At 69.0% G+C, this 24,217-nt stretch carries 9 protein-coding genes and 2 pseudogenes; 2 read left to right on the top strand and 9 right to left on the bottom strand.

Translation table 11 applies throughout. From position 1 onward, the window contains the following. Position 1: 1 nt before the first annotated feature. The 8 genes and pseudogenes from OHO27_RS42620 to OHO27_RS42585 all read right to left on the bottom strand — a co-directional run bounded on the left by OHO27_RS42620 (position 2) and on the right by OHO27_RS42585 (position 20,138). Complete coding sequence (locus tag OHO27_RS42620) at positions 2-1,702, bottom strand: ABC transporter ATP-binding protein (protein WP_328430239.1); 1,701 nt, start codon at positions 1,700-1,702, stop codon at positions 2-4. Next, on the bottom strand, positions 1,689-12,593 hold the full coding sequence (locus OHO27_RS42615; protein WP_328430238.1) for a non-ribosomal peptide synthetase: 10,905 nt from the start codon (positions 12,591-12,593) through the stop codon (positions 1,689-1,691). Before OHO27_RS42615 ends, OHO27_RS42620 begins: the two co-directional genes overlap by 14 nt. A gap of 58 nt (positions 12,594-12,651) precedes the next feature. Next, positions 12,652-14,438 (bottom strand): annotated as a pseudogene (locus OHO27_RS42610) (ABC transporter ATP-binding protein). 2 nt (positions 14,439-14,440) lie between these two features. Then, positions 14,441-15,499, bottom strand: coding sequence for an iron-siderophore ABC transporter substrate-binding protein (locus OHO27_RS42605; protein WP_328430237.1), 1,059 nt, complete (start codon positions 15,497-15,499; stop codon positions 14,441-14,443). A 112-nt stretch (positions 15,500-15,611) separates the two neighbouring features. After that, positions 15,612-16,454 carry an ABC transporter ATP-binding protein gene (locus OHO27_RS42600; RefSeq protein ID WP_328430236.1) on the bottom strand — a complete coding sequence of 281 codons (843 nt, stop codon included), beginning with the start codon at positions 16,452-16,454 and terminating at the stop codon, positions 15,612-15,614. Between the two features lie 39 nt (positions 16,455-16,493). Then, the gene (locus OHO27_RS42595) at positions 16,494-17,540 is read right to left on the bottom strand and encodes a FecCD family ABC transporter permease (protein WP_443059741.1); all 1,047 of its coding nucleotides are present in this window, start codon (positions 17,538-17,540) and stop codon (positions 16,494-16,496) included. 74 nt (positions 17,541-17,614) lie between these two features. Beyond that, positions 17,615-18,673 (bottom strand): FecCD family ABC transporter permease, encoded by a 1,059-nt coding sequence (locus tag OHO27_RS42590; protein WP_328430727.1) that lies wholly within the window; start codon positions 18,671-18,673, stop codon positions 17,615-17,617. A gap of 109 nt (positions 18,674-18,782) precedes the next feature. Beyond that, entirely contained in the window at positions 18,783-20,138 is a 1,356-nt protein-coding gene (locus OHO27_RS42585) for a lysine N(6)-hydroxylase/L-ornithine N(5)-oxygenase family protein (RefSeq protein WP_328430234.1), read from the bottom strand. A 247-nt stretch (positions 20,139-20,385) separates the two neighbouring features. On the opposite strand from OHO27_RS42585, the gene OHO27_RS42580 reads away from it, so the two are divergent. Then, positions 20,386-21,333, top strand: coding sequence for a methionyl-tRNA formyltransferase (locus tag OHO27_RS42580; RefSeq protein ID WP_328430233.1), 948 nt, complete (start codon positions 20,386-20,388; stop codon positions 21,331-21,333). A gap of 204 nt (positions 21,334-21,537) precedes the next feature. After that, positions 21,538-22,277, top strand: a pseudogene (locus tag OHO27_RS42575) (DUF475 domain-containing protein). A gap of 562 nt (positions 22,278-22,839) precedes the next feature. Here OHO27_RS42575 and OHO27_RS42570 read toward each other — a convergent pair. Beyond that, entirely contained in the window at positions 22,840-24,021 is a 1,182-nt protein-coding gene (locus tag OHO27_RS42570; protein ID WP_328430232.1) for an epoxide hydrolase family protein, read from the bottom strand. Positions 24,022-24,217 lie beyond the last annotated feature (196 nt).

Below are 24,217 nucleotides of genomic sequence, written 5' to 3'. Positions count from 1 at the left end.
GTCACCGAGCCACAGCCAGGCAGTAGTCCGCGTCGGTGGCCAGCAGGTTCCGATGCGTGTCCTCGGCCGTGATGACCCCGTCATCGAGCACGAGGACTCGGTCGGCGGCGTCCAGGAGTGCCGGGCTGCTGGTGATCACGACGGTGGTGCGCCCCCGGCGCAGCTTCGCGACGTTGCGCGCGATGAGCTGTTCGGTGACCGCGTCGACGGCGGTCGTCGGGTCGTGCAGGACCAGCACGTCGGTGTCGGCGGCCAACGCCCGGGCCAGGGACAGCCGTTGGCGCTGACCACCGGAGAGGTTGGCGCCGCGGTCGCGGACGCCGTAGTCGAGGCCGTCGCGGTGGAGTGCGACGACGTCCGTCAGCATGGATGCCTCGACGGCTTCGGGCACCGACCGGCTGGTGCCGCACGGGTCGATGTTCGTGCGGAGCGTGCCCGCGAAGATCTCGCCGTCGTACGGGTTCACCAGCATGTGCGCGCGGACCGCCTCGATCGACAGGTCCGCGAACTCCTGTCCGCTGACCCGCACCGCTCCCTCGTAGGCGTCCGGCGGGACGTTGACGGCCAGGATCGAAGCGAGGTCGGCCGCCGCACGCGGCTGGTAGGCGGCGATCGCGACGAACTCCCCGGCGGGCACCTGGAACTTCAGGTCGCGCAATGTCCCGTATCGGACACAGTCGAGCTCCAGGTCCCCGCCGGCGGCCGGCCGTTCTGGCCCCGGCGTCGTGACCGGCGGCGCGGTCAGGACCAGCGCCATCCGCTCGGCCGAGGCACGCGCGATCATCACGTACTTCGGCATCTCCGAGAAGAGCCTGAGCGGCTCCATGATGAACTGTGCCAGCCCCACCGCCATGACGAGTTCCCCGATGCTGATCTGCCCGTCGAAGGTCAGCCAACCCGCCGTCAGGGTCACGGCGGCGGCGAGGACCGCGTTGAGGGCCAGCGCGGTGCCCGCGTACGCGCCGTTCACCTTGGCGACGGTGATCGCCTGGAGCTTCGCCTCGGTGCTGACCTTCCGGTACGACCGGAACGCCGCGTGGTTGCCGCCGAAACCGTGCAGCGGACGCAGGCCGGTGATCAGGTCGGCGACCTTGGCACCCGCACGCGCCACCCGAGCCTGCTGTTCCTGAGTGCTGGAACCGATCCGCCTGGACAGCACGCTCAGGATCGACATGATCGCGACGGTGCCCACGATCACCAGCAGACCGAGCCGGAGGTCGGCCAGGCCGAGCGCGACCGCCGAGACGACCACCGCGACCAGCGAACTGATCAGCAGCGGCACCACCTCGATGATGTCGGCGGTCTGGTCGGCGTCCTCGGTGGCGATGGTCAGTACCTCGCCCGACTTGAGGTCGACGTCCCTGGCCACCGGCTGGAGCCCGCAGGCCGCGACCCTCACCCGCCAGCGGTGTGCCTCGGTCGTGTTGGCCTTCTGCAGGACGCGCATCCCGAACCGCCACGACAGCGAGACGGTCGTGATGATCACGGCCAGCGCGGCGATCGACAGGCCCAGTGAGCCGAGGCTCCGGTCCTGCATCGTGTGCTCGACGATCAGGCCGAGCGCGATCGGGAAAGCCGTCTCGCCCGCCTGGTACAGGCCCATGAGGACAGTGCCCCAGACCATGGCGCCGAGGTTGCGGCGCAGAGCGGTCCGGAGGATGTCGGACCCCGCGCGGGGTCGCTGTGTGTCAGGAGTTGTCATCGAGGTGGCGGGCAATCGCTTCCGGGGTTCGCAGGGTGAACAGGTCTCGGATCGTGATCACCGGACCGTACTCGCGGCGGAGCAGTCCGTTGAGCCGTACCGCCAGCATGGAGTGTCCTCCCAGGGACACGAAGTCACTCACCGCGCTCACCTCGTCATCGTCCAGGTCCAGTGCCTCGGCGAAGAACTCGCACACCACGGTCTCGGTCTCGGTCTCGGGACCGCGCTCCCCCGCCGTGGTCAGCGCGCCGAGCGGCTTGGCCTCCGGCAACGCCTTCGTGTCAGCCTTCCCGTTCACCGTGAGCGGGATGCCGGCGACCTGGGCGTAGTGCGTCGGGCGCAGGAAGTCCGGTAGCCCCGCGCCCACCTCGGCGGCCACCGCCGCCAGGTCCGCGCCGTCCAGCACGAGGTAGGCGGCCAGCCGGTACGCGCCGTCGACCTGAGGGTCGGGCTGGGCGACCGCGGCAACGAAGCGTACAGCCGGGTGCGCGGCGAACACGGCCTCGACCTCGCCGAGTTCGACCCGGTGTCCCCGGATCTTGACCTGCTGGTCGGTGCGACCCAGGTACGTCAGGTTTCCGTCGGGCCGCCTTAGCACGAGGTCGCCGGTGCGGTACATGCGCTCGCCGGGTACGCCGAAGGGGCAGGCAACAAAACGGTGCGCGGTCTGGGCGGGCTTCCCGAGATAGCCCCGCGCGATGCCGATGCCCGAGACGTACAGCTCCCCGGGGACGCCGTCCGGCAGCGGCCGCAGCCAGGGATCCAGTACATACACGTCGGTGTTGTCGATGGCCACGCCGACCACCGGATCCTCGCACTCGAAGGTGCCGACGCCCAGGGTGTTGATGGTGTACTCGGTGGGTCCGTACAGGTTGTAGCCGACCGTCCCCTCGGTCTCGGCGAGCTGCTGCCACAACCTCGGGGTGACGGCCTCGCCGCCGAGGAGAACCAGCGGCGGACGCCGGTCCGCGTTGTCCAACAGGCCCTCGGCGACCAGTTGCTGGGCGTAGGTCGGCGTCACGTTGATGACGTCGATGCCGTGCTCCAGGCAGTACTCGACCAGTCGGGGCGCGTCGCGGCGCAACTCCTCGTCGCAGATGTGCACTTCATGCCCGTCGGCGAGCCACAGCAGTTCCTCCCACGACATGTCGAACGCGAACGACACGGTGTGCGCTATCCGGAAGATCCGGTGTCCGTGCTCGGCCAGCACCGGTTCGAAGATCCTGCGCTGATGGTTGATCAGCATGTTGGTGAGCCCGGCGTACTCGGTCACCACTCCTTTGGGCCTACCTGTCGATCCCGAGGTGTAGATCGTGTACGCGGGATGCCGCAGCCGGTCGGGGTCGCCCGGCGCGAACGTCACGAACGGCTCGGCAGCCGGCAGGGGACGGTCCAGCTCGAGCAGTTCGCCCGTCAGACGGGGAGACACGGTGCTCACGGTGAGGATCACGTCCGGGCGGGCGTCCTCGACGATCGCGGCGATCCGCTCGTCCGGATGGTCCAGCTCCAGCGGCACGTACGCGGCGCCGACGCGCAGCACGGCGAACAGCGCCACGATCCAGTCGAGGGAGCGCGGGATCGCGAGCCCCACGGTCGTCTCGGGGCCGATGCCACGCGCGGCGAGCACACCGGCCACCGCGCGGCTGCGGTCCCGCAGTTCGGCGAAGGTCATGGTCGAGCCGTGGGCGACCAGTGCCACCCGCTGCGGGTCACGGTCCGCCGCCTGGTCGAACCGGTCGACCACGGTGTCGGTGCCGACGTCCGTGCGCTCGCCCGGCGTGGGCTGCGGCCCCAGCCCGCGCAACGCCCCGACCGGCCCGGTCGCCCGGGCCAGGTCTGCGAGTACGCGCAGGTAGTCGTCGAGGAGACGCCGGGCACCGCCGTCGTCCTCGTCGCGGTACTCCAGCTTGACCGTGAGCCGGTCGCCAGGCGTCACGACCCATGTGAACGGATAGTGGGTGGAGTCGTCCGCCTTCACCGAGGTGATGCCGTGCCGGGCATTCATCTCCGCGAACGCGTCCATGTCGAGGAAGTTCTGGAGCACGAACAGGCTGTCGAACAACGTGTCGTGCCCGCTGGCCCGCTGGATCTCGCCGAGCCCCATGTGCTCGTGCTCCATCGCCTCGACCCTGGCAGCCTGCACGGCGGACAGGTACTCCCGGACCGTGTCGTCGGGCCTTGCTCGCGTCCACATGGGCACGGTGTTGAGCAGCACGCCGACGATGTCGGCCAGCCCCTCGCCCTCCCGGCCGGATACGGTCACGCCGAACACGGCGTCGGTGCGGCCCGTGCGGGCACCCAGCAGCAGGCCGAAGGCCCCGGTCAGCACCGAGTTCAGCGTGACACCGTGTACCTTGGCCGCTTCCCGCAGCAGGTCCGACTGCTCGGCCGTCAGTGTCTGCACGAGGGCGCGTGGCAGGTCGTCCGAGAGAAGCGGCGTCGGTCCGGCGAGCAGTGTCGGGCCCGGGAGACCGGCCAGCTGATCCGACCAGAAGCGTTCCGATACGGCGGCGTCCTTGGCGTCGAGCGCCCGGGCGTGATCCTCGAAACTCGGCGTGGCCGGGGTCGGCACCGGCAACTCGCCTACGAGAACGGCCTGATAGGCGTCGAACAGGTCCCTGAGGACGATCTCGCGGGACCAGCCGTCCCACAGCAGCAGGTGGTAGCTCAGCAGCAGGCCGTCGCGGTCGTCGGGGAGCCGCACCACGGTCATCCGGATCAGCGGCGGCTCGCCGGGATCGAATCCCGTGTCACGGTCACGGACGCGCAGGGCGTCGACCTCGGCCTCGGTGGCCAGCGCGATGGTACGGACCTCGACGCTGCGGCCCGCGGCGAGCGTCTGGACCGGGTTGCCGTCGTCGTCGGTGGTGAAGCCGGCGCCCACGACCGGGTGCCGGGCGATCACGTACGCCATCGCCTCGGCCAGCGCGTCGGTGTCCAGACGTCGGTCGAAAGTGAACCAGCTCTGCGCGACGTAGTGTCCGGCCGAGCCCGCCATCTGGGCCTGGAAGAACAGGCCGCGCTGAAGCGGGGTGACGGGCGCGGTGCGCTCGGCCGTCGCGGAGGCGAGCGCGATGCGTTCCAGTGCGCTGTACCAGTGCTCGGTGATCTCATCGGGGATGCCCTCGGCGAGAGCGAAGGCCGCGTGCAGGCTTCCGGTGGCGTCGTCGAACCACGCGTTGACCTCGACGGCGTACGGGCTGCCGTGGTCACCACCGGTGATCTGCAGCGCTTGGGACTCGCTGCCCCGGCCGAGATAGTTGAACAGCACCTGCGGGCGGGCGGTGAGCAGCGGGGTCGTCTGCGGGTTGAGGTACCTCAGCTGCCCGTAGGCGACGTGTGCGCCCTCGTCCGGCTGGCGGTCGGCGAGCTCGCGGGCCGCCGCGACGGGGTCGGTGTGCGTGGTGAGTCGTACGGGCGCTATGGACGTGAACCAGCCGACCGTCCGGGTGTAGTCGTGGTGCTCCAGGGCCGGGACACGGCCGTGCCGCTCCAGTTCGATCGCGAGGTCGGTGGGCGTTGGCTGGATGCGGGTCAGTGCGGTGCGCAGTGCGCCGCACAGCAACTCGGTGAGGCCGACGCCGAATGCGGCGGGTGCCGTACGGGTCACGCGGTCACTCACTTCGGGCGGGAGGACGACCACGGTCTCGCGCAGCCCGTCGACGGCCGGCAGCAGCGTCGGCGCTTGGAGCGTGGTGATCCAGTGCCCGAGGTCGTCGGTCGCGTGGGCCGAGTGAAGCGTCAGGGCTTCGGCGTACTCGGCGTAGGACGTGGTCGGCGGCGCCAGGGGCTCCCCGCGCAGGGCGGTGGCCAGGTCGTCCAGGAGGACCAGCCAGGACACCGAGTCGACGGCGAGGTGGTGCACGGTGACCACCAGGGTCCGGGTCGACTCCAGCCAGGCGAACGCGATGACGTCCCCGGACTCGGGGTCGAGGCGATCGACGGCCTCGTTTGCCGCCGTCGTGGCGTCGGGCGTGTCCGGCAGCACGACTGTGACGTCGCGGTGTGGTTCGGTGCGCAGGGCCCAGACCCCGTGCTCGACGCGCAGGCGGAACCGGAGGGCCGGGTGCGCGTCGACGACGGCTCTCGCGGCGCGCTCGGCGTCGGCGAAGCCGGTGCCCTCCGGGGCCACGAGTGTCCTGGCCTGGGCGAACCGGGTGAGAGATCCGCCCAGTTCGCGCTGGCGCAGGATGATCGGCGTCGGTATGAGGGGACCGTCCTCGCGGCGGCCCGCGGTGGGCTCGGTGGCCTGCGGTGCGCTCGTGGCGAGGTGCTCGGCGAGCGCGCGGGGGGTCCTGAGCAGGAAGACGTCGCGGGGCGCGATCGTCAGACCGACCGCCCTGGCCCGGTTGATGACGGTGATGGCGACGATGCTGTCGCCGCCGGCGCGGAAGAAGTCGGTGTCGGGGTCCACGGCGGTGCCGGGCAGCGTCTCGGTGAAGATGTCGACGAGTGCGGCAAGCACGGAGTCGGTCGCTGCCGCCGGAGCGTCGTCCTGTTCCCGTGCGGCCAGTGCCGTCAGGGCCTTGCGGTCCAGCTTTCCGTTGACCGTCAGCGGCAGGGCGTCGACCGGCATCACCCGGTCCGGCACCATGTGCGCGGGCAGTTTCCCGGACAGCAGCTCGGTGAAGTCGCCGGGAACCCGGCCCACGATGTGCGCCACCAGGTGGTCACCGCCGGACGCCACGGTGACGGCCACGTCGACCACCCCGTCGAGTTCCCTGATCGCCGACTCCACCTCGCCCAACTCGACGCGGAATCCCTTGAGTTGGACTTGGTCGTCAGCACGCCCGGTGAACTCCAGCTCGCCATCCAGCGTCCGGCGGGCGAGGTCACCCGTGTGGTACATGCGGGAGCCGTCCCCCGTGAACGGGTTCGCCACGAACCGGACCGCGGTGAGCCCCGGCCTGCCCAGGTAGCCGAGCGACACCTGGTCGCCGGCGACGTAGATGGCACCCACCCGCCCCGGCGGCACCGGCCGGAGCCGGTCATCGAGCAGGTAGGTGACCAGGCCGGGAATCGGGCCACCGATCGGGCTCACGTCGTCACCGAGCTCGAAGTCCTCGTCCGTCAGCACTCGGTGGGTCACATGGACGGTGGTCTCGGTGATCCCGTACATGTTGACCAGCTCGGGCGAGCTTGTGCCGTGCCGCTCGATCCAGCCGCGCAGGCGCCCGAGCTCCAGCGCCTCGCCGCCGAAGATGATCCGACGCAGGGCGGGCAGCGGCTCGTCGGCATGCCGGTCGGCCTCGATGAACTGATAGAACGCCGACGGGGTCTGGTTGAGCACGGTCACCCCGCGCTCGCGGACCAGCCGGTGGAAGTCGACCGGAGAGCGGGTCAGCCCGTACTCCGGCACCAGCAGTTCACCGCCGTACGCGAGCGCGCCCCACAGCTCCCAGACCGCGAAGTCGAAGGAGAAGGAGTGGAACTGGACCCATACGTCGTGCGGGCCGAAGTCCATGTCGGGCTGGGTGTTGGCGAGCAGCGTCACCACGCTGGAGTGCGGGACGACGACGCCCTTGGGCCGGCCGGTCGATCCGGAGGTGTAGATCACGTAGGCGGCGTCGTGCCAGCTCACCTCGGGCTCGGCGGCGCGCCCCGCCGGCAGCTCGTCCCCCAGCACGAGCACGCGGGCCTGCACACCTGCCCTGGCCGCCAGCTTCGTGAAGCGGTCCCGCTGGGCGCGGTCCACGAGGACGACCTGCGGGGAGGCGTCGGCCAGGATGTACTCCAGCCGTTCGTCCGGATACGCCAGGTCCAGCGGCACATACGCGCCGCCCGCGCTGACGATGGCGACCAGGGCGACGACCTGGTCGACGGAGCGTGGGACGGCGACGGCGACCCGCTTGCCCGGACCGACACCGGCCGCGCACAGAGCCGAGGCCAACTGGTCTTTCACCGTGGCCAGTTCGCCGTATGTCAAGGACCGGGTGCCGCCGTCGAGACCGCACTGCGTGACCGCGACGGCCGCCGGGGCACGGTGCGCGGCGGCGTCGAACAGTTCGCCCAGGGTTGTCGGAGTGATCCCCGCGGGAAGCCGGTCGCTCCCGGGCGCGAGGTCGTCGACAAGGGCCTCCGGGCGGGTGAGCAGGCCGGTGAGCGTCGCGGAGAACGTGCGCAGGATCGCCCGGGCGCTCGCCTCCCGCAGCAGCTCACCGTCGTAGATCAGGTTGAAGCGCGGACGGCCGTCAAGTGCGCGCTCCACCACCAGCGTCAACGGGTAGTGCGGGGCACCCTCATTCACGATGCGGGTGATGACCAGTGTGTCGTCCCGCCGCCGGAGCCCGTCGACATCGGTCGCGACATCGAACACCACGAGCGTGTCGAAGAGCGAGCCGGAGCCGGCCTGGCGGCCGATCCGCGCCAGTGAGACGTGCTGGTGCGGCAGCACCGCGCTCTGGTGTTCCCGCACCGAGGCGAGCAGGTCGCCCACCGTGGTCGTACCGGTCCAACCGGCGCGCACGGGGATCGTGTTGATGAACAGACCCACCATGTCCCCGATGCCGGTCACGTCGGCGTCGCGCCCGGACACCGTCGAACCGAACACCACGTCCGTGCTGTGCAGGATCCCGCCCAAAGTCACCGCCCAGGCGCTGTGCACGGCGACGCTCAGCGGCACGCCGGCCGAGCGGGCGACGGCGTCGATGTCGTCCTCCGGCTCCACGGCGATGTCGGTGAACCGGTCGGACGGTGTGTGCCCCTCGGCGACCAGCGAGGGGCCGGGCAGCTCGGCGAGTTGCCCGCCCCAGACGCGGTCGCTCTCGTCGGCGTCCCGTCCGGCGAGCCAGGCAACGTAGTCGGGGAAGCCGCCGACCGGGTACACGGTGCCGGGCGCGTGGTACTCGGCCAGCAGCGCGCGGAGCATCGGAGGCACCGACCAGCCGTCGGCGATGATGTGGTGCACCGTCTGCACCAGGACGTCACGGCCGGAGCCGGCGCGGATGAGTGTGTACCGCATGAGCGGGCCGGTCGCCAGGTCGAAGCCGGCACGACGGTCGTCCTCGGCGTACTCGCGTATCTCGGCGTCGGTGATGCCGGGGCGGTCCAGCGTGGTGAAGGGCGCCTCCACACCGCTCTCCAGCACGGACACCACACGGCCGTCGGCCAGGGCCACGAACCGCGCGGCCAGGTTCGGGTACAGCGTGAGCAGGCGAGTGGCCGCCGCCGCGAGCCGGTCGGCGTCCACGTCGCCGCCCAGCGTCAGGAGCTGCTGCTCGACGTAGGCACCCGCCGAGTCCTCATCGAAGACGGAGTGGAAGTAAAGGCCCTCCTGCAGCGGAGTCAACGGCAGGATGTCCCGCAGTGCCGGGCCGTCCAGGTCGTCGACATCGGCCTGAGTGAGCGGCACCAGGGCGAAGTCGCTGGGCGAATGGCCGCCCTGTTCGAGCGCGGCCAGTCCCGTCAGGGCGACCCGGAAGTACTCGCCCAGGGTCGCGATGTCCTCGTCGGTGAACATGCCGTCGGGCCAGGAGATGTTGGTGACCAGCTCGTACTCGCCGGTGGAAGCGGGTGCGGGTTCGGCGATGGCGTTGAACTCCAGGGGACGCGGCAGACCCATCCGCGGGTCACGCTTCTCACCCAACTGCCCTGTGGTGCCCGCGAGTTGCCAATCTCCCGAGGCGCCCGCGTCGAAGCGGCCCAGGTAGTTGAAGAGCACCTGCGGTGCGGGGGCGTCGAACTCGGAATGGGTCAGGTAGCGCAGCGCGCCGTACGAGACCCCGCTGTCCGGCACCTCGGCGAGGTCCTCCTTGACCGCCTTGAGCGCAGCGGCCAGGTACGCGGGCGCCGTGAAGTCGGCCGCCGCACCGGGGTCCACGATCACCGGGAACAGCGTGGTGAACCAGCCCACGGTCCGCGACAGTTCCGGCTCGAATCCGGCGGAGCCCGCCACGAACTGTCCTTCGCGGCCATGGCCTTCGAGTTCGATGTGCGCGAAAGTCTGCGACTGCCCGAGGACGCGGCGCCATCGGGCGAGGGCGACGGCGAGCGCGGTCAGCAGGACGTCGTTGACGCCCGCGTGGAACCTCGCGGGGATCTCGCCCAGCAGCCGCGCCGTGACGTCGGGGCCGACCGAGACGGTGCGTGTCCGCTCGCGTGCGACGGTATCGGCGGCGGACAGCGCACGCCTGCCCACCGGCCCGTCCTCTCCCGGCAGGGGACGCCGGTAGTAGGAGCTGTCCGCGTCGAACGCGGCGCGTTCCAGCATCTGCGTCCAGCGCCGGAACGATGTGCCCACCGGGGGCAGCTCGATCGGTGTACCCGGGGCGAACTGCCGCCAGGCGGTGGCCAGGTCCTCCATCAGGACCCGCCAGGACACGCCGTCGATCACCACGTGGTGGGCGACCAGGACCAGTTCTCGTGCTGCGCGGCGCCAGACGGCCCGCAGCATCACTCCGCCCACCGGGTCCAGCCCGGCGGTGGCGAGCGCGACGCACTCGTCGAGCGGCCGGTCGCTCTGCTGCCACCCGGCGACGGCCACGTCGGCCTCGTCGGCCTCCGGAATGTCGAAGCTCCAGCGCTCACCGCGCACCAGCTTGGCGCGCAGCATGTCGTGGCGCCGGACCAGGGCGGTGAGAATCCGGTCGAGGGCGTCGGCGGTCAGGTCCGCCGGGGTGTTGAGCACCACTGACTGCACGAAGCCGTCGATCGCGTCCGTGGCCTGGCCGAGCCACTGCACGATGGGCGAGCCCACGACGGAACCGGTCGCGACGTCACGGCGGTCCACCGTGGAGGTGTCCTCACGGCTCGCCACTGCCGCCAGCGCCCCTACGGTGCTGTTGGTGAAGATCTGCCGTGCCGTGACGTAGAGCCCGACATCGCGCAGCGCACTCAGCAGCGAGATCGCCAGGATGCTGTCCCCGCCGAGCTGGAAGAAATCCTGGTCGACGCCCACCTCTTCGAGCCGCAGTACTGCCGCAACGGCAGCGCACACCGCCTGCTCGTTCTCGGTCGTGGGCTGCATCAGCGAGCCCGTCGCCACCACCGGCTCCGGCAGTGCGGTCCGGTCGAGCTTGCCGTTCGCGGTGAGCGGGAACTCCGTCATGACGACGATGTGGGCGGGCACCATGTACTCGACCATCTGCTCAGTGGCCCATGCCCTGACCTCGTCGGCGCGCAGGTCCTCGCTCCCGGCGGCCGGGATGACGTACCCCACGAGGTAGGTGCCGCCCGCCGCGTTCTTCTTCGCGACGACACAGGTGTGCCGTACACCGGGGTGCTCCGCGAGACCGACCTCGACGTCCTCGATCTCCAGCCGCATACCGCGGATCTTGATCTGGTTGTCGGCCCGGCCGAGGAAGTCCAACGACCCGTCCGGGGCGAACCGCGCCAGGTCGCCGGTGCGGTACAGCCGGGAGCCGTCGTCGGCGAACGGGTTGGCGACGAAACGGGACGCCGTGAGGCCCGGGGCGCCCACGTACCCACGCCCCAGGAGGAATCCGCCCACGTAGAGTTCACCGCCGACGCCGACGGGGACCGGGCGCAACTCGTCGTCCAGTACGTACAGCTGGGTGTTCGGGTTGGCCTTGCCGATCGACGTCGACAGGCGTTCCGCCGCGCCCCGGTAGATGCCGTGAGAGACGCCGATCGTCGTCTCGGCCGGGCCGTAGCCGTGGTACATGGGGATGTCGAGCTTGGTGCGGAACCGCTCGTACAGCTCCGGGGTCAGCACCTCGCCGCCGCACCATACGTGCCGCAGGCTGTCCAGGCGGTCGGAGTCGCCCGCGATCTCCAGCAGCACGTCCAGCATGGACGACACCAGGTAGGTGAAGGTGACGCGCTGCTCGGCGATCACGCTCAGCAGATGGTGCGGGTCGCGTTCGCCGCCGGGCCGCAGAACCACCAGCCGGGCGCCGCTCACCAGTGGCAGGAAGATCTCGTTGATGGAGATGTCGAAGGACAACGGCGCCTTGAACAGCGACGCGTCGTCGTGGCCGAAGCCCAGGATCTCGTTGACCTGCCACAGCAGACGCTCACTGATCGCCTCATGCCGGATCATCGCGCCCTTGGGCCGCCCGGTCGATCCGGAGGTGAAGATCACGTATGCCAGGGCGTCTCCGGGGACGGTGACCACGGGTCCCTCGACGGGGTGGGAGCCGAACCTCCAGTCGCCCAAGTCCACGGCCACGGCTTCCGGTTCATTCCCGTCGTGCTCCCCCGAGTCGTTGAACTGCACCGCGACTCCGGCGTCCTCGATGACGACGGCTCGGCGCGCGGCGGGCCACTGCGGGTCGAGCGGCACGAACGCGCAGCCCGCCTGGAGTACGCCGAGCAGACCGATGACCATCTCGGCGGAGCGGCCCAGGGAGATGCCGACGACCTGCTCGGCGGTGAGCCCGCGTTCGATCAGATGGTGGGCCAGCTGGGCGGAGAGCTCAGCTGCCTGCCGGTAGGTCAGTGACCGGTGTTCGTCGACGACGGCTACCGCATCCGGCCGGGTCCGCGCCTGCTCGCGGAACATCTCCACGATGGTCGGGCGGACCCGCTCGGCCCGGGTGTCGTTCCACTCGGCCAGGGCTGCGAGTCTCGCCGCCGCACTGGACGGGCCGATGGTGCCGAGGGGCCGGTCCGGGAAGTCGGCCAGGTCGTCCAGCGTGAGCTGTGCCTCGGCGAGCGCGACTCCGTCCGGGACGGCGATGCTCCGGCCGTCCGCGCCGACCTCCCAGCCTCCGGGCCCGTCCCCTGCGTTGTCGACCCATCCGAGGACTTCGGTGAAGAGCGTGCCGGGGGTGAGGTCGATGCCGTCGGGGCTGCGACCCGTCGCCCAGTACGACAGCCCGATGGCGCACGCTTCGGCAATGGTCCGGTCGGAGTGGTCGCCGATTCGCCGGCATACGGCGGCCAGTTGCTCCGGGGACAGCAGTACGTGACGAGCGCTCGGTTCCATCATCGAAGACTCCGCGTTCCTTTCACCGTACGAATGTCGGCCCAAACACATCAGGGGTTGCTCAACTGCCTTCTCGCCAGGCCCGCCACAGTCGTGCGTACCGGCCGCCCAGAGCCACCAGTTCCTCGTGTGTGCCCTGCTCCACCACGCGTCCCGCGTCCAGCACCGCGATACGGTCCGCCGCCATCGCCTGGGTCAGCCGGTGTGCCACGAACAGCGTGGTCCGGCCCGAGCAGGCGGCCAGCACGGCCCGCTCCAGCTCCGCGGCGCCTTCGCTGCCCGCCTCCGCCGTCGACTCGTCGAGCACCACGACGGGCGAGCGGCCCAGCACAAGTCGGACCAGGGCGATCTGGGCTTCCTTGGTGACGTCCAGGCGCTCGCCACCCTCCCCGACCCGGGTGTTCAGCCCGTCGGGCAGCGCATCGACCCACCCGTCGGCGCCGACCGTGCGCAAGGCGTCCGTCAGCTCGGTGTCGGTCGCCTCCGGTGCGGCCAGCCTCAGGTCGTCGGCGAGCGGGCCGGAGAATACGTGTGTCTCCTGCGTCAGGATGCTCACCAAGGCGCGCGCCCCTGCCTCGTCCAGGCCGGCCAGGTCGGTCGACCCGACGCGCACCAGCCCGGACTGCGGGGTGCCGATGCCCGCGATCAGCGCGGCCAGCGTCGTCTTGCCCGCGCCCGTCGCCCCCACCAGCGCGAGCGAACCGCCGGCCGGGATCGTCAGGCTGACATCCCGCAGAACCGGCTCCTCGGCGTCGGGGTAGCGGAATGTCAGCCCCTCCACCGTCACGGGGTACGATCCGGCCCCGGCCGCCTCAACAGCGGTGTCACCCACCAGCCGGTGCTCCGTCGGCTCCCCCAGCACCCCGACCAGGCGAGTGAGGCTCGCGCCCGACTTCTGTGCCTCGTCGAAGGTGAACATGATGGCGCCGAGCGGGACGAACAGCCGGTGGAACAGCAGGGGAGCCGCCGACACCTCGCCCAGGCTGGCGGCGTCGGCTTCCAGCAGGGCGTAACCCACCACGAGGATGAGGACCAGCCCGATGAATTCGGCGCGGTTCTCCCGGCCGACGAACCGGCCGAAGAACCGGAACACCTCGATGCCGAGATTGCGCACCCGCCACGACTCGCTGGTGACCTTCTCGCGGAAGGCCTCCTCCAAGCGGTACGCCCGGACCGTGTCGATCCCGTTCAGCCCGCTGATCAACGCCTGCGCGCGGTCGGCCTGGGCAATCCGCTGCTGCTGGTAGAGCGGGGCGGACCGGGGAGGTACCAGCGCAGGGCCAGCACGTACGCCGGCAGCGCGCCGGCGCCGGCCAGGCCGAGCCGCCAGTCCAGTCCGAACATACCCACCGTGGCGATGACGACGAGCACACCCGCCGAGAACACCGTGGGGACGGCCGTACGGATGCCCTTGGAGATGACTGCCACGTCGTCACCGACCCGGGACAGCACGTCTCCCCGGCCGACCTGCTCGATCCGTGCGCTCGGCATCCCGAGGACGGCCCGGACGGCACCCTCGCGCAACCGCGCGAGCAGATCCGCCCCCAGCCGCCCGATCAAGTAGGTCGACACCGCGGTGGCCGCCGCGCCGAGAAGCGCGGCGGCCACCATCAACGCCCCGATCGTGACCAGGATCGAACGGTCCTCGCCCTCGACCACCCCGTCGACCACGCGGCCGAGCAGGAGCAGAGGGAGCACCTGGAGCCCCGCCCCGGCCACCGTGGTGAGCACGGTGGCGGCAGAGAGCCAAGGCACTTCGCGGCAGTGCGCCGCTACCCATCGGGTGGCCTCGCGACCGGTTGCCGTGCGCAGTGTTGCCGGGGCGAGGCGCGTGTCCGTGGTGCTCACACCTAGCCGGCCGACTTGACGAGTTCGTCGATCGCGTACGGCATGGAGAGCAGGGTGCCCTGGGAGATGGCCGCGCCGACTGCCGGGCCCTCACTGTCCAGCAGGTACGACACCTTGCCGTTCTTGACCGCGTCCAGGTTGGTGAACAGCTTGAACTTCTTCAGTGCGTCCGTGTCCGCCTTGTCGTTGATCACGAAGATGCGGTCGACGTCGACCAGGTCGATGCGCTCGGGCGAGAGCTTGGTGTAGAAGCTGCCCTCCGCGACCTTGTCGATCTCGGTCTGGTATGTGAAGCCGATCCCCGACACCAGTCGTCCGCGTACGTCGGTGGAGGTGAACGGCGCCACCGAGTTCTCGTACCAGGACAGTGCGACGGCGGTCTCCTTCCCGAACTCGGGGTGCGCCTTCTTGGCCGCGTCGAGCTGGTCCTGCACGTCCGCGATCATCTTCTCGCCCTCGTCTGCCTTGCCGAGGGCCTTGGAGATCTGCAGCGCGTTGTCCTGCCAGGGCGCGCTGAACGGCTCCTTCTCGGTCTTGGTACGACCGACGGTGGGAGCAATCTTGGAGAGCTTGTCGTAGGCGGCCTGGTCGACCTCGGAGTAGACCGCGATGATCAGGTCGGGGCGCAGGGCGGCGATCTTCTCGTAGTTGGGGCCGGAGTCACCGTTCTTCATGATGACCTCGGGCTTGGTGTCGCCCCACTTGTCCTTCACCCAGGGCCACTGGGTGTTGATGTCGGGGCTCTGGCCCGCGGGGTTCGGGTACTGGTCGGTCATGCCGACCGGCTTGATGCCGAATGCCAGGACGGTCTGGTCGTCCGTGTAGCCGACGGTGACGACCCGCTCGGGAGCCTTGGTGATCTTCGTGGATCCGAATGCGTGCTCCACGCTGACCGGGAATACGCCGGCGGCTGCGGTCGAGTTGTTGTCGCTCGCGTTGTCCGCCGAGTCGGACGAGTCGGAACCGCATCCCGCGAGGAGGCCGACGCCGAGGGTCGCCGCGGACAGTGCGGCTGCCAGCCGCCGCCGGGGCTTCACACGCGTCGTTCTTGTGAGGAGCATCCGCATTCCCCTTGCTTTCGTGCCTTCCACTGCACCCCCGTCTAAGGGCAGGCAAACCTTAGCGTGGGCGGATGAGGTAAGCCTAGCCTAACTTCTCCAACTTTATTGGGATCTAGGGGAGTTGGACGTGCGTGCGACCGATCGGCACGATGAGCGGCCTGTCGCCCATCGGGTCCTCGATCACCATGGCGCGCAGACCGAACGCCTCGTGCAGCAACTCGGCGGTGATCACATCACGCGGATGCCCCTGCGCCAGGATCGAACCCTGCCTCATCACGATGAGGTTGTCGCTGTAGCGCGTGGCCAGGTTGAGGTCGTGCAGCACCATGACCACGGTGCACCCCGACTCGTGCAGGTCGTCCACCAGGTCGAGTACGTCGATCGCGTGCGCCAGGTCGAGGTAGGTGGTCGGCTCGTCGAGCAGCAGCAGGTCGGTGCCCTGGGCCAACGTCATGGAGATCCAGACACGTTGACGCTGGCCGCCGGACAGGGAGTCGACGGGGCGGTCGCCCAGGTCGGACACCCCGGTCATCGCCAGCGCGCGCTCCACGACGGCGGCGTCGTCCGACGACCACTGCCGCAGCCAGCTCTGGTGCGGATGGCGACCCCGGGCGACCAGGTCGGCCACCGTCAGCCCCTCCGGCGCGACTGGTGCCTGCGGCAGCAGACCGAGCTTCTTGGCCACGTCCCTGGTCCTGAGCCGGACGATGTCGTCGCCGTCCAGCACGACCGTCCCCTTGGTCGGCTTCAGCAGCCGCGACAGCGTCCGCAACAGGGTCGACTTGCCACAGCCGTTGGGCCCGATGATCGTGGTGACGACCCCGGACGGGATCGCCACGTCGAGATCCTCGATGACCGCCCGGGCGCCGTACCCGACCGTGATTCCTCTGGCTGCCAGCCGTGCGGCGTCGACGACTCCGGCCTCGATCTCGGTTGTTGTGTGCTCAGCGCCCACCAGGCCCCCTCCGTTCACGCTTCCTGACCTTTGCACCGGCTATCTGAGGTTGGCCCGTACCAGCAGATAGACAAGGAAGGGGCCGCCGATCGCGGCGGTGACCACGCCGACCGGGAGACTGATCGGCAGCGCCGTCCGCGCGACCAGGTCCGCGCCGATCAGCAGCAGGGCGCCCGTCACGCCGGACGCCACCATCGGCGGCGTCGGGCACCTCGCCAGTCGCATGGCCACTTGCGGCGCCACCAGCGCGACGAACGGAACCGGACCCGCCGCGCTCACCGCCACGCCGGCCAGCAGGACCGCGCACAGCAGAAGGACGGCCCGCACCCTGGTGTACCGGACCCCCAGGCCGGCGGCGACGTCGTCCCCGAGATGCAGCGGCTTGAACTGGAAGGACACCCCGGCCACGACAACCATGAGCACGAGTGTGCCCCAGATCGCCACCCGCACCTCGTCCCACGACCGGTCGTCCAGCGAGCCGACCAGCCACGCCTGGGCCCGGGCCACGTCTCTGATGTCGGCCGAGACCAGCAGCCAGGTCGTGATCGCCTCCATCACGGCGCTTACCGAGATGCCGATGAGGATCAGCCGGAAGCCGTCGATCCCGCGCCGCCACGCCAGGAAGTACACCAGGAGACCCGTACCGAGTCCGCCCGCGAGCGCCGCCGCGGACAGGCCCACGGAGTTGACGATCGCCGCGGCGGTCCCGCCCGACACCGTCACCAGGAAGACGGCGACCGCGCTGGCGCCCCCGGTGATCCCCAGAATGTCCGGGCTGGCCAGCGGATTGCGGGCGATGGACTGCGTGATCGCCCCGGACACCCCCAGCCCGATCCCGACGACGAGCCCGGCCAGGGCACGCGGCATCCGCAGATCCATGATGACGAACTCGTCGACCTGCTCACCCCGGCCGAGAAGCGTGGCGATCACCTGGTCGAGCCCGATGGGGAAGTCCCCGACACCGATGGACAGGCAGAACACCAGGAAGGTCGCCGCGGCGAGCAGCAGCGTGACGAGGACGATCCAGGGGCGCCAGACGAACGACACGCTGCCGAGACGCATGCCAGGAGTCACCGCCGGCTTCATGGCTGCCCGGTTCGACTGCACGTCTGCCCCGTTCGCCTTCACGTCCGGCCCGATCGCCCTCAAGTCCTTCCCGTTCATGCGTTCTTGAACTTTCCGCGCCACACCAGAACCGCGAAGAACGGGGCGCCGAGCAGAGCGACGAGGACACCCGCGTCCAGCTCGCTCGGCCGCACCACCAAGCGGCCCACGATGTCACAGACGAGGAGGATCACGGCTCCGAGCAGACCGGCGTACGGCACCAGCCAGCGGTAGTCCGGCCCGGTCAGATAGCGGGCCACATGAGCCACCATGAGCCCCAGGAACGCGATGGGGCCGCACGCGGCCGTCGCCGCGCCGGCCAGCAGGGTGATGGCGGTGATGCCGATGGTCCGACTCAGCGCGATGTTCACGCCCAGCCCTCGCGCCACGTCGTCCCCCAGGTTGAGCAGGTTGATGGCAGGCAACGTGGTCAGCGCCAACACCAGCCCGACCACGATGAACCCGCTGACCGGCCAGATGACGTCGAAGCCGACACCGGCCACGGAGCCCGCGTTCCAGAATCGCAGCGCGTTCAGCGACTCCTTGTCCGCCAGCGCGACCGCGGTGGTCATCGCCATGAGGAACACCGCGACACCTTGCCCGGCCAGCGCGAGCGTCAACGGGTTGCCCGCTCCCCTGCCGATGCTCGCCAGCCCGAACACGACGACACCGGCGGCCGCGGCCCCCAGGAAGGCGAACCAGACGTACTGGAAGGGATCGTTGAATCCGAACAGGGCGATCACCGACACCACGGCGAACGAGGCGCCGGTGTTCACTCCGAGCAGGCCCGTGTCGGCGATCGGGTTCCGTGTGTATCCCTGGATCAACGCCCCGCCGATGCCCAGGGCGATGCCCGCGACGATCGCGAGCACCGTCCGGGGCACCCGCACGGTCTGCACGATGAGCCTGATCTCAGTGAGCCGTTGGTCCGAGTCCGGCGCCGCGAACAGCCCGTGCCACACCTCGGCAGGACTCAGCGCGCGCGCACCGACGGCCAGCGACGCCAACCCAGCAATCACGAGGATCAGCACCAGCATGCCCAAGCCCACAACCCGTCGCCGACGGGCCGGTGCTGTGCCCCCGAGCGCGGGGCGCTCGACTGCAGTCGCGCCCATGTCAGTCGTGCCCATGTCGACGTACGTTATCCCTTTGGTTCAGGAAGGATCACACCCACAACATGCCCTAGATTCGGGCCTGTTGGGGGCCTGCGGCAAGTGGGGCGGACTAACGAGCGGCGCTGCCGGTCCCGTCGGCGACCGTCCGGGCCTCGTCAGCAGCCGACTTGAGGCCCCGGTCGAGGAGGGACTCCAGAATCTCGCCGACCCTGATGGAGGTGTTCGACAGCAGCGACGACGTGATGCCGTGGGTGTGCTCCGTGCCGCCCTGCAGGTAGATACCGCAGCGCAGGTCGAGGTCGGTGGCGAGGCGGTAGTCACGCTCGACGCGGACGCGGCCCTCGTCGTCACGAAGGCAGTGATCTGCGACCTCCCCGAGGAGGCCGACGGGGTCGGCGGGGCTGTAGCCGGTGGCGAAGACCACGACGTCCGCGTCGATGGGCGTCTCGTCGCCGGTGACAAGGGACGTCACCGTGGCACGGACCTTGGCCGGCGTCTCCTTGACATCGGTGAGCCTGGAGACGTTGAGGAAGCGGAGCCGCTCGGTGCCGAGGACTTTCTCCTGGTACATCTGCCGGTACAGGTCGTCGATCAGGTCGATGTCCACCACGGAGTAGTTGGTGTTGCCGTGGTAGTCCATCAGTCGGCGCTTGACGTTCTCGGGCGCGGCGAAGTACTCGTCGACCGCCGCGGGGTCGAAGATCCGGTTGGCGAAACTGCTGTCGTCGGCGGGGCTGTAGCCGTAGCGGGAGAAGACCGCGCAGATCTCGGCCTCGGGGAAGCGGCGGTGCAGGTAGGCGACGTTCTCGGCGGCGCTCTGCCCGGCCCCCACGACGACGAACCGAGAAGGCGAGGTGCCCTCCAACTCATCGACTTTCGCCAGTAACTCGGAGTTGTGCCAGACGCGTTCGCCCCGCTCCATACCCTCCGGCATGAGGGGACGCAGGCCGGTACCGATGACGAGGTTGCGGGCCCGATGAACCAGGAGCCCCTCCCCCGAACGGACCGTCACTTCCAGGTACTCCACGGTTCCGTCACGGACGACTGGCGCGACGCCGACGACCTCATGACCGTAGGAGACCATGTCCTCGACCTTGGCCGCCGCCCACTCGAAGTAGTCGTGGAACTCCACCCTCAGCGGGAACAGGTTCTTGTGGTTGATGAAGTCGATCAGCCGCCCCTTGCTCTTCAGGTAGCAGAGGAAGCTGTACTCGCTGGCCGGGTTCCGGAGCGTCACCAGGTCCTTGAGGAAGGACACTTGCATGGTCGCATCGTCGATGAGCATGCCACGGTGCCAGCCGAAGGAAGGCTGCTGTTCGAAGAAGTGAGCGGCGATCACCTCTTGCCCTGCGGCTCGTGCGTTGTATTCGCTGAGGGCGATCGCCATGGCGACATTGGACGGTCCGAAGCCGATGCCAATGAGGTCGTGAACGGGTGTTGAGTCACCAGGAAGAACCTGTGACATGTCTCTCCCATCGTGCGGGGCAGTCGCCTGTCAGGCGTGGGGAAAGTACGAGGAGCGGGCACGCTGACGGAGCGGCAAACCGAAACTTAGGTGAGCCTAAGCTAATCCTGTGAAGCTGTCGATAGGGACGAATCGAGTATCGAAGCATCGGCGTCGACTCAAGTGGCCACCCCCATAGGCCCGTTGTGCGCTAAGGCAAGCCTTGCTTTACTTGACCTCGGTAATCCCTGCCTTGAGGAGGAACCCCATGCGGGTCGTCATGTTCGGCTACCAGACCTGGGGGCATCGCACCCTTCAAGCCCTCCTGGACTCCGAACACGACGTGGTCCTGGTCGTGACGCACCCCAAGAGCGAGCACGCGTACGAGAAGATCTGGAGCGACTCGGTCGCCGACCTCGCAGAGGAGCACGGCGTCCAGGTGGTCATCCGCAACCGCCCGGACGACGACGAGCTCTTCGAGCGCCTCAAGGAGGCCGACGCGGACATCATCGTGGCCAACAACTGGCGGACGTGGATCCCGCCGCGCATCTTCGACCTGCCACGCAACGGGACCCTCAACGTGCACGACTCGCTGCTGCCGAAGTACGCCGGCTTCTCCCCGCTGATCTGGGCCCTGATCAACGGCGAGCCCGAAGTGGGCGTCACCGCGCACATGATGAACGACGAACTCGACGCCGGCGACATCGTCCGGCAGGAGGCGGTTCCGGTCGGACCTACGGACACCGCCACCGACCTCTTCCACAAGACCGTGAACCTCATCGCACCGGTCACGATCGGCGCGCTCGACCTCATCGCCGCCGGGCATACGGAGTTCACCAAGCAGGACCGGTCCCAGGCCAGCTTCTTCCACAAGAGGTCCATCGAGGACAGCCGAATCGACTGGACCTGGCCGGCGGAGGACCTCCAGCGCCTGATCCGCGCCCAGTCCGAGCCGTACCCCAGCACCTTCACCTTCCACAAGGGCAAGCGACTTGCGATCCTCGCCGCCGTAGTCTCCGAGGGCAGGTACGGAGGCACCCCGGGCCGCATCTTCTACCGAGAGGGCGACGGCGTGGTGGTCGTCGCCGGAGCCGACGCCCGCACCGGCCGCAACCACGGTCTGGCGATCACGCGCGTACGAACGGAAGACGGCCAGGAGTTGGGCGCGACCGAGTACTTCACTTCCATGGGCGGGTACCTCACCAGTCACCCCTGAGCAACCGGACCCCTTACCCCCTTCTCCCACTTCTGCTTGTGTGAACGCCTTCACTCGGCGGGGTGCTCGCTGAACGAGCGCCGCCGCGAGGACTGGATCCGCGCGGCGGTGTTTTCAGGGCACGGGGGTACCCCGTGCACAACGCTGGGGTAGCCAGTGTTTCTGAAAGTGTTCGGCTGATCGTTCGCGGTCGCCGCGCTCGGCCTGGTCGCGGCCGCTTTCTACCGGGGAGTGGACCGGCTTCTCTATCGTGGCGATCCTGTCCATCCTCGAGATCTCGGTGTCTTTCGACAACGCCGTGGTCAGCGCCGGGGTCCTGAAGAAGATGAATGCCTTCTGGCAGAAGACCTTCCTCATCCTCGGCATCCTGATCGCCGTCCTCGGCATGCGCCTGGTCTTCCCCGTCGTCATCGTCGCCGTCAGCGCCAAGATCGGCCCTATCGAAGCGGTGCGGCTCGCGCTCGACGAGAAGGACAAGTACCAGCAGCTGGTGACCGACGCCCACCCGGCGATCGCCGCCTTCGGCGGCATGTTCCTGCTGATGATCTTCCTCGACTTCGTCTTCGAGGACCGGGAGATCAAGTGACCCGGCCGGCTGGAGCGCCCGCTCGCCAGCACGGCGGCATCCATTCGGACGAGGCGGAGACCGTCCTGATCGCCGGCGTCGCGGGCTTGATCACCTACCTGATCGTCGGCGGCCTCTCCGGCTACATCGGCGCGATGTACGTCCGCTCGCTGACGGTCTACTTGGTCCGCCAGGGCACCCTCGACGACTACGTCTACCTGGAGCACGGCGCGCACTACGCCATCGGCGCCCTTGCCGTGATCCTGCTCGTCACCATCCGGTACGAGATCCACGAGGTCATCACGGGCTCGTCGGCGTCATCCTGATCGCCTGGTCCTTCTTCTCCTCGGTCCAGCGCAACCGCCGGCCGGCTGAATGAGTCGAAGTGGGACCGGGTCCTGCTCAATGCCCATCACGAGGTTCTGGCGCGGTCGGACATGCACACCTGGGGAGTGGACGGTGTCTGGATCGGCACCCGTGATCGCACTGAGGTCTGGAGCCACTCATTCGATCCAGACACCGCTCGTCAGGCCACGGCCCAACTCGACAACGGTAGCGACAACTTGAGCGCGGGAAGATGGTCGCTTCTCCGTCCCGCTTCCGGACGTGGGCGAAGTCCCGCGCGTGCAGATCCGCCACGACGACTCCGGAAACAAGGCGGGCTGGTGTTCCTCGACAAGATCGTCGTCCGCCGGGACGACACCATCGACCGTGAGTTGACCAGCACTTGATGTGAAGGGGCCGGGAACGGTCCGGGCGGATTCGCCCGTCGCCACCTGCGGCGTTCCTCGTGTTGCAGGCGCTCTGCCTCCGCGGCGATCTCTGTGGGCTGCGCTGCTGAAAACGCGGGCGAAGCACCACTCTTCAGGTGGACCAGCTCGAAGCCTGTGTTCGATCCAGTGACCGGGAAGAGTCACGCGCCATCGCCGGCGTCGACACCGTCATGACGAACTACCGCTAGCGGCCAGCACTGCCGCGAGGCCCTCCTGCAAATCCTTGACGAAATACTCGGGAACCTCCAGCGACGGGAAATGACCCCCGGCTTCAGGCGCCGTCCAGCGGACGATCTGCCGGTACCGCTCCTGTGCCCAGCCGCGCGGACACTTCTCGACGTCGCGGGGATACACACTGATTGCTGACGGGACGTCGACCCGCAGCTCGGGGTCAAGCGAGAGGTGGCTTTCGTAGTAGATGCGGGCTGCCGATGCGCCGGTCCTGGTCAGCCAGTACAGGGTGACGTTGTCAAGGACGCTGTCTCTGGAAATCGTCTCGAACGGGCTGTCTTCGGTATCCGTCCACTCGGCGAACTTGTCGAGGATCCAGGCGAGAAGGCCGACCGGTGAGTCGACGAGCGAGTAGCCGATGGTCTGCGGTCGGGTCGCCTGCTGCTTCGCGTACGCCGCGCGGTAGAGCCAGAAATCGCGGGTTTCCTCGGTCCATTTACGTTCCGCCGCTGTCAGCCCGTCCGTTGTCAGCTCGGGCGGAGCCTGCGCGGTCATGGTGTGGATGCCGAGAACGTGCGCCGGGAACCTGCCGCCGAGGACCGTGGTGATCACACCTCCCCAGTCGCCGCCTGCGGCCACGAACTTGCTGTAGCCGAGCCTTGCCATCAGTTCCACCCACGCGGCCGCGATCTTTTCGAGTCCCCACCCTGTGGTGACCGGCTTGTCGCTGTAACCAAAACCTGGCAGCGACGGGACCACGACGTGGAACGCCGGCGCGTCTGCGTTCTTCGGATCTGCTAGTTCGTCTATTACACGGGTGAACTCAGCAATGCTGCCTGGCCAGCCGTGCGTCAAGATCAGCGGCATGGCGTCTGCGCGGGTGGATCGGCGATGCAGGAAGTGGATTCCCAGATCGTCAATGGTCGTGCGGAACTGGCCGATCTGGTTGCGGCGCGTTTCCAACGACCGCCAGTTGTACCCGGTGCGCCAGTAGTTCACGACGTCCACGAGGTCGGCAAGAGGAACGCCCTGTTCCCATCGGCGAGGGTCAGGCGCGGCGCGGTAGACCGTCTCAGCTTCCGGCAGCCGTGCCGCGGCCAGTCGCGCGCGCAGGTCGTCGAGGTCGCTGTCGGTTGCGTGGGCCTCGAATGCTTGCACGTCGCTGGTTTGACGGTTCATGAGATACCACCCCCGCCGAGGCGAGCCGGCGTGGTGACAAAGCCACGATCAATGGCGGCCGCAGCGTCGGTGACGCACCAGCACGTGGACACGAGACCTCCTGGCCATCGGCTGAGCCGGCTTGGTACCTGTTGGAACCGGCTAAGACGGTTCTAGCAGAGCTGGACGTCAGCGGGCAACCGGCTAAGGTGGTTCC

The sequence above is a fragment of the Streptomyces sp. NBC_00443 genome (assembly GCF_036014175.1).
GTDB lineage: Bacteria > Actinomycetota > Actinomycetes > Streptomycetales > Streptomycetaceae > Streptomyces.
Note: the sequence above shows the minus strand (reverse complement) of the source record. Positions and strands in the feature narration are given on the sequence as shown.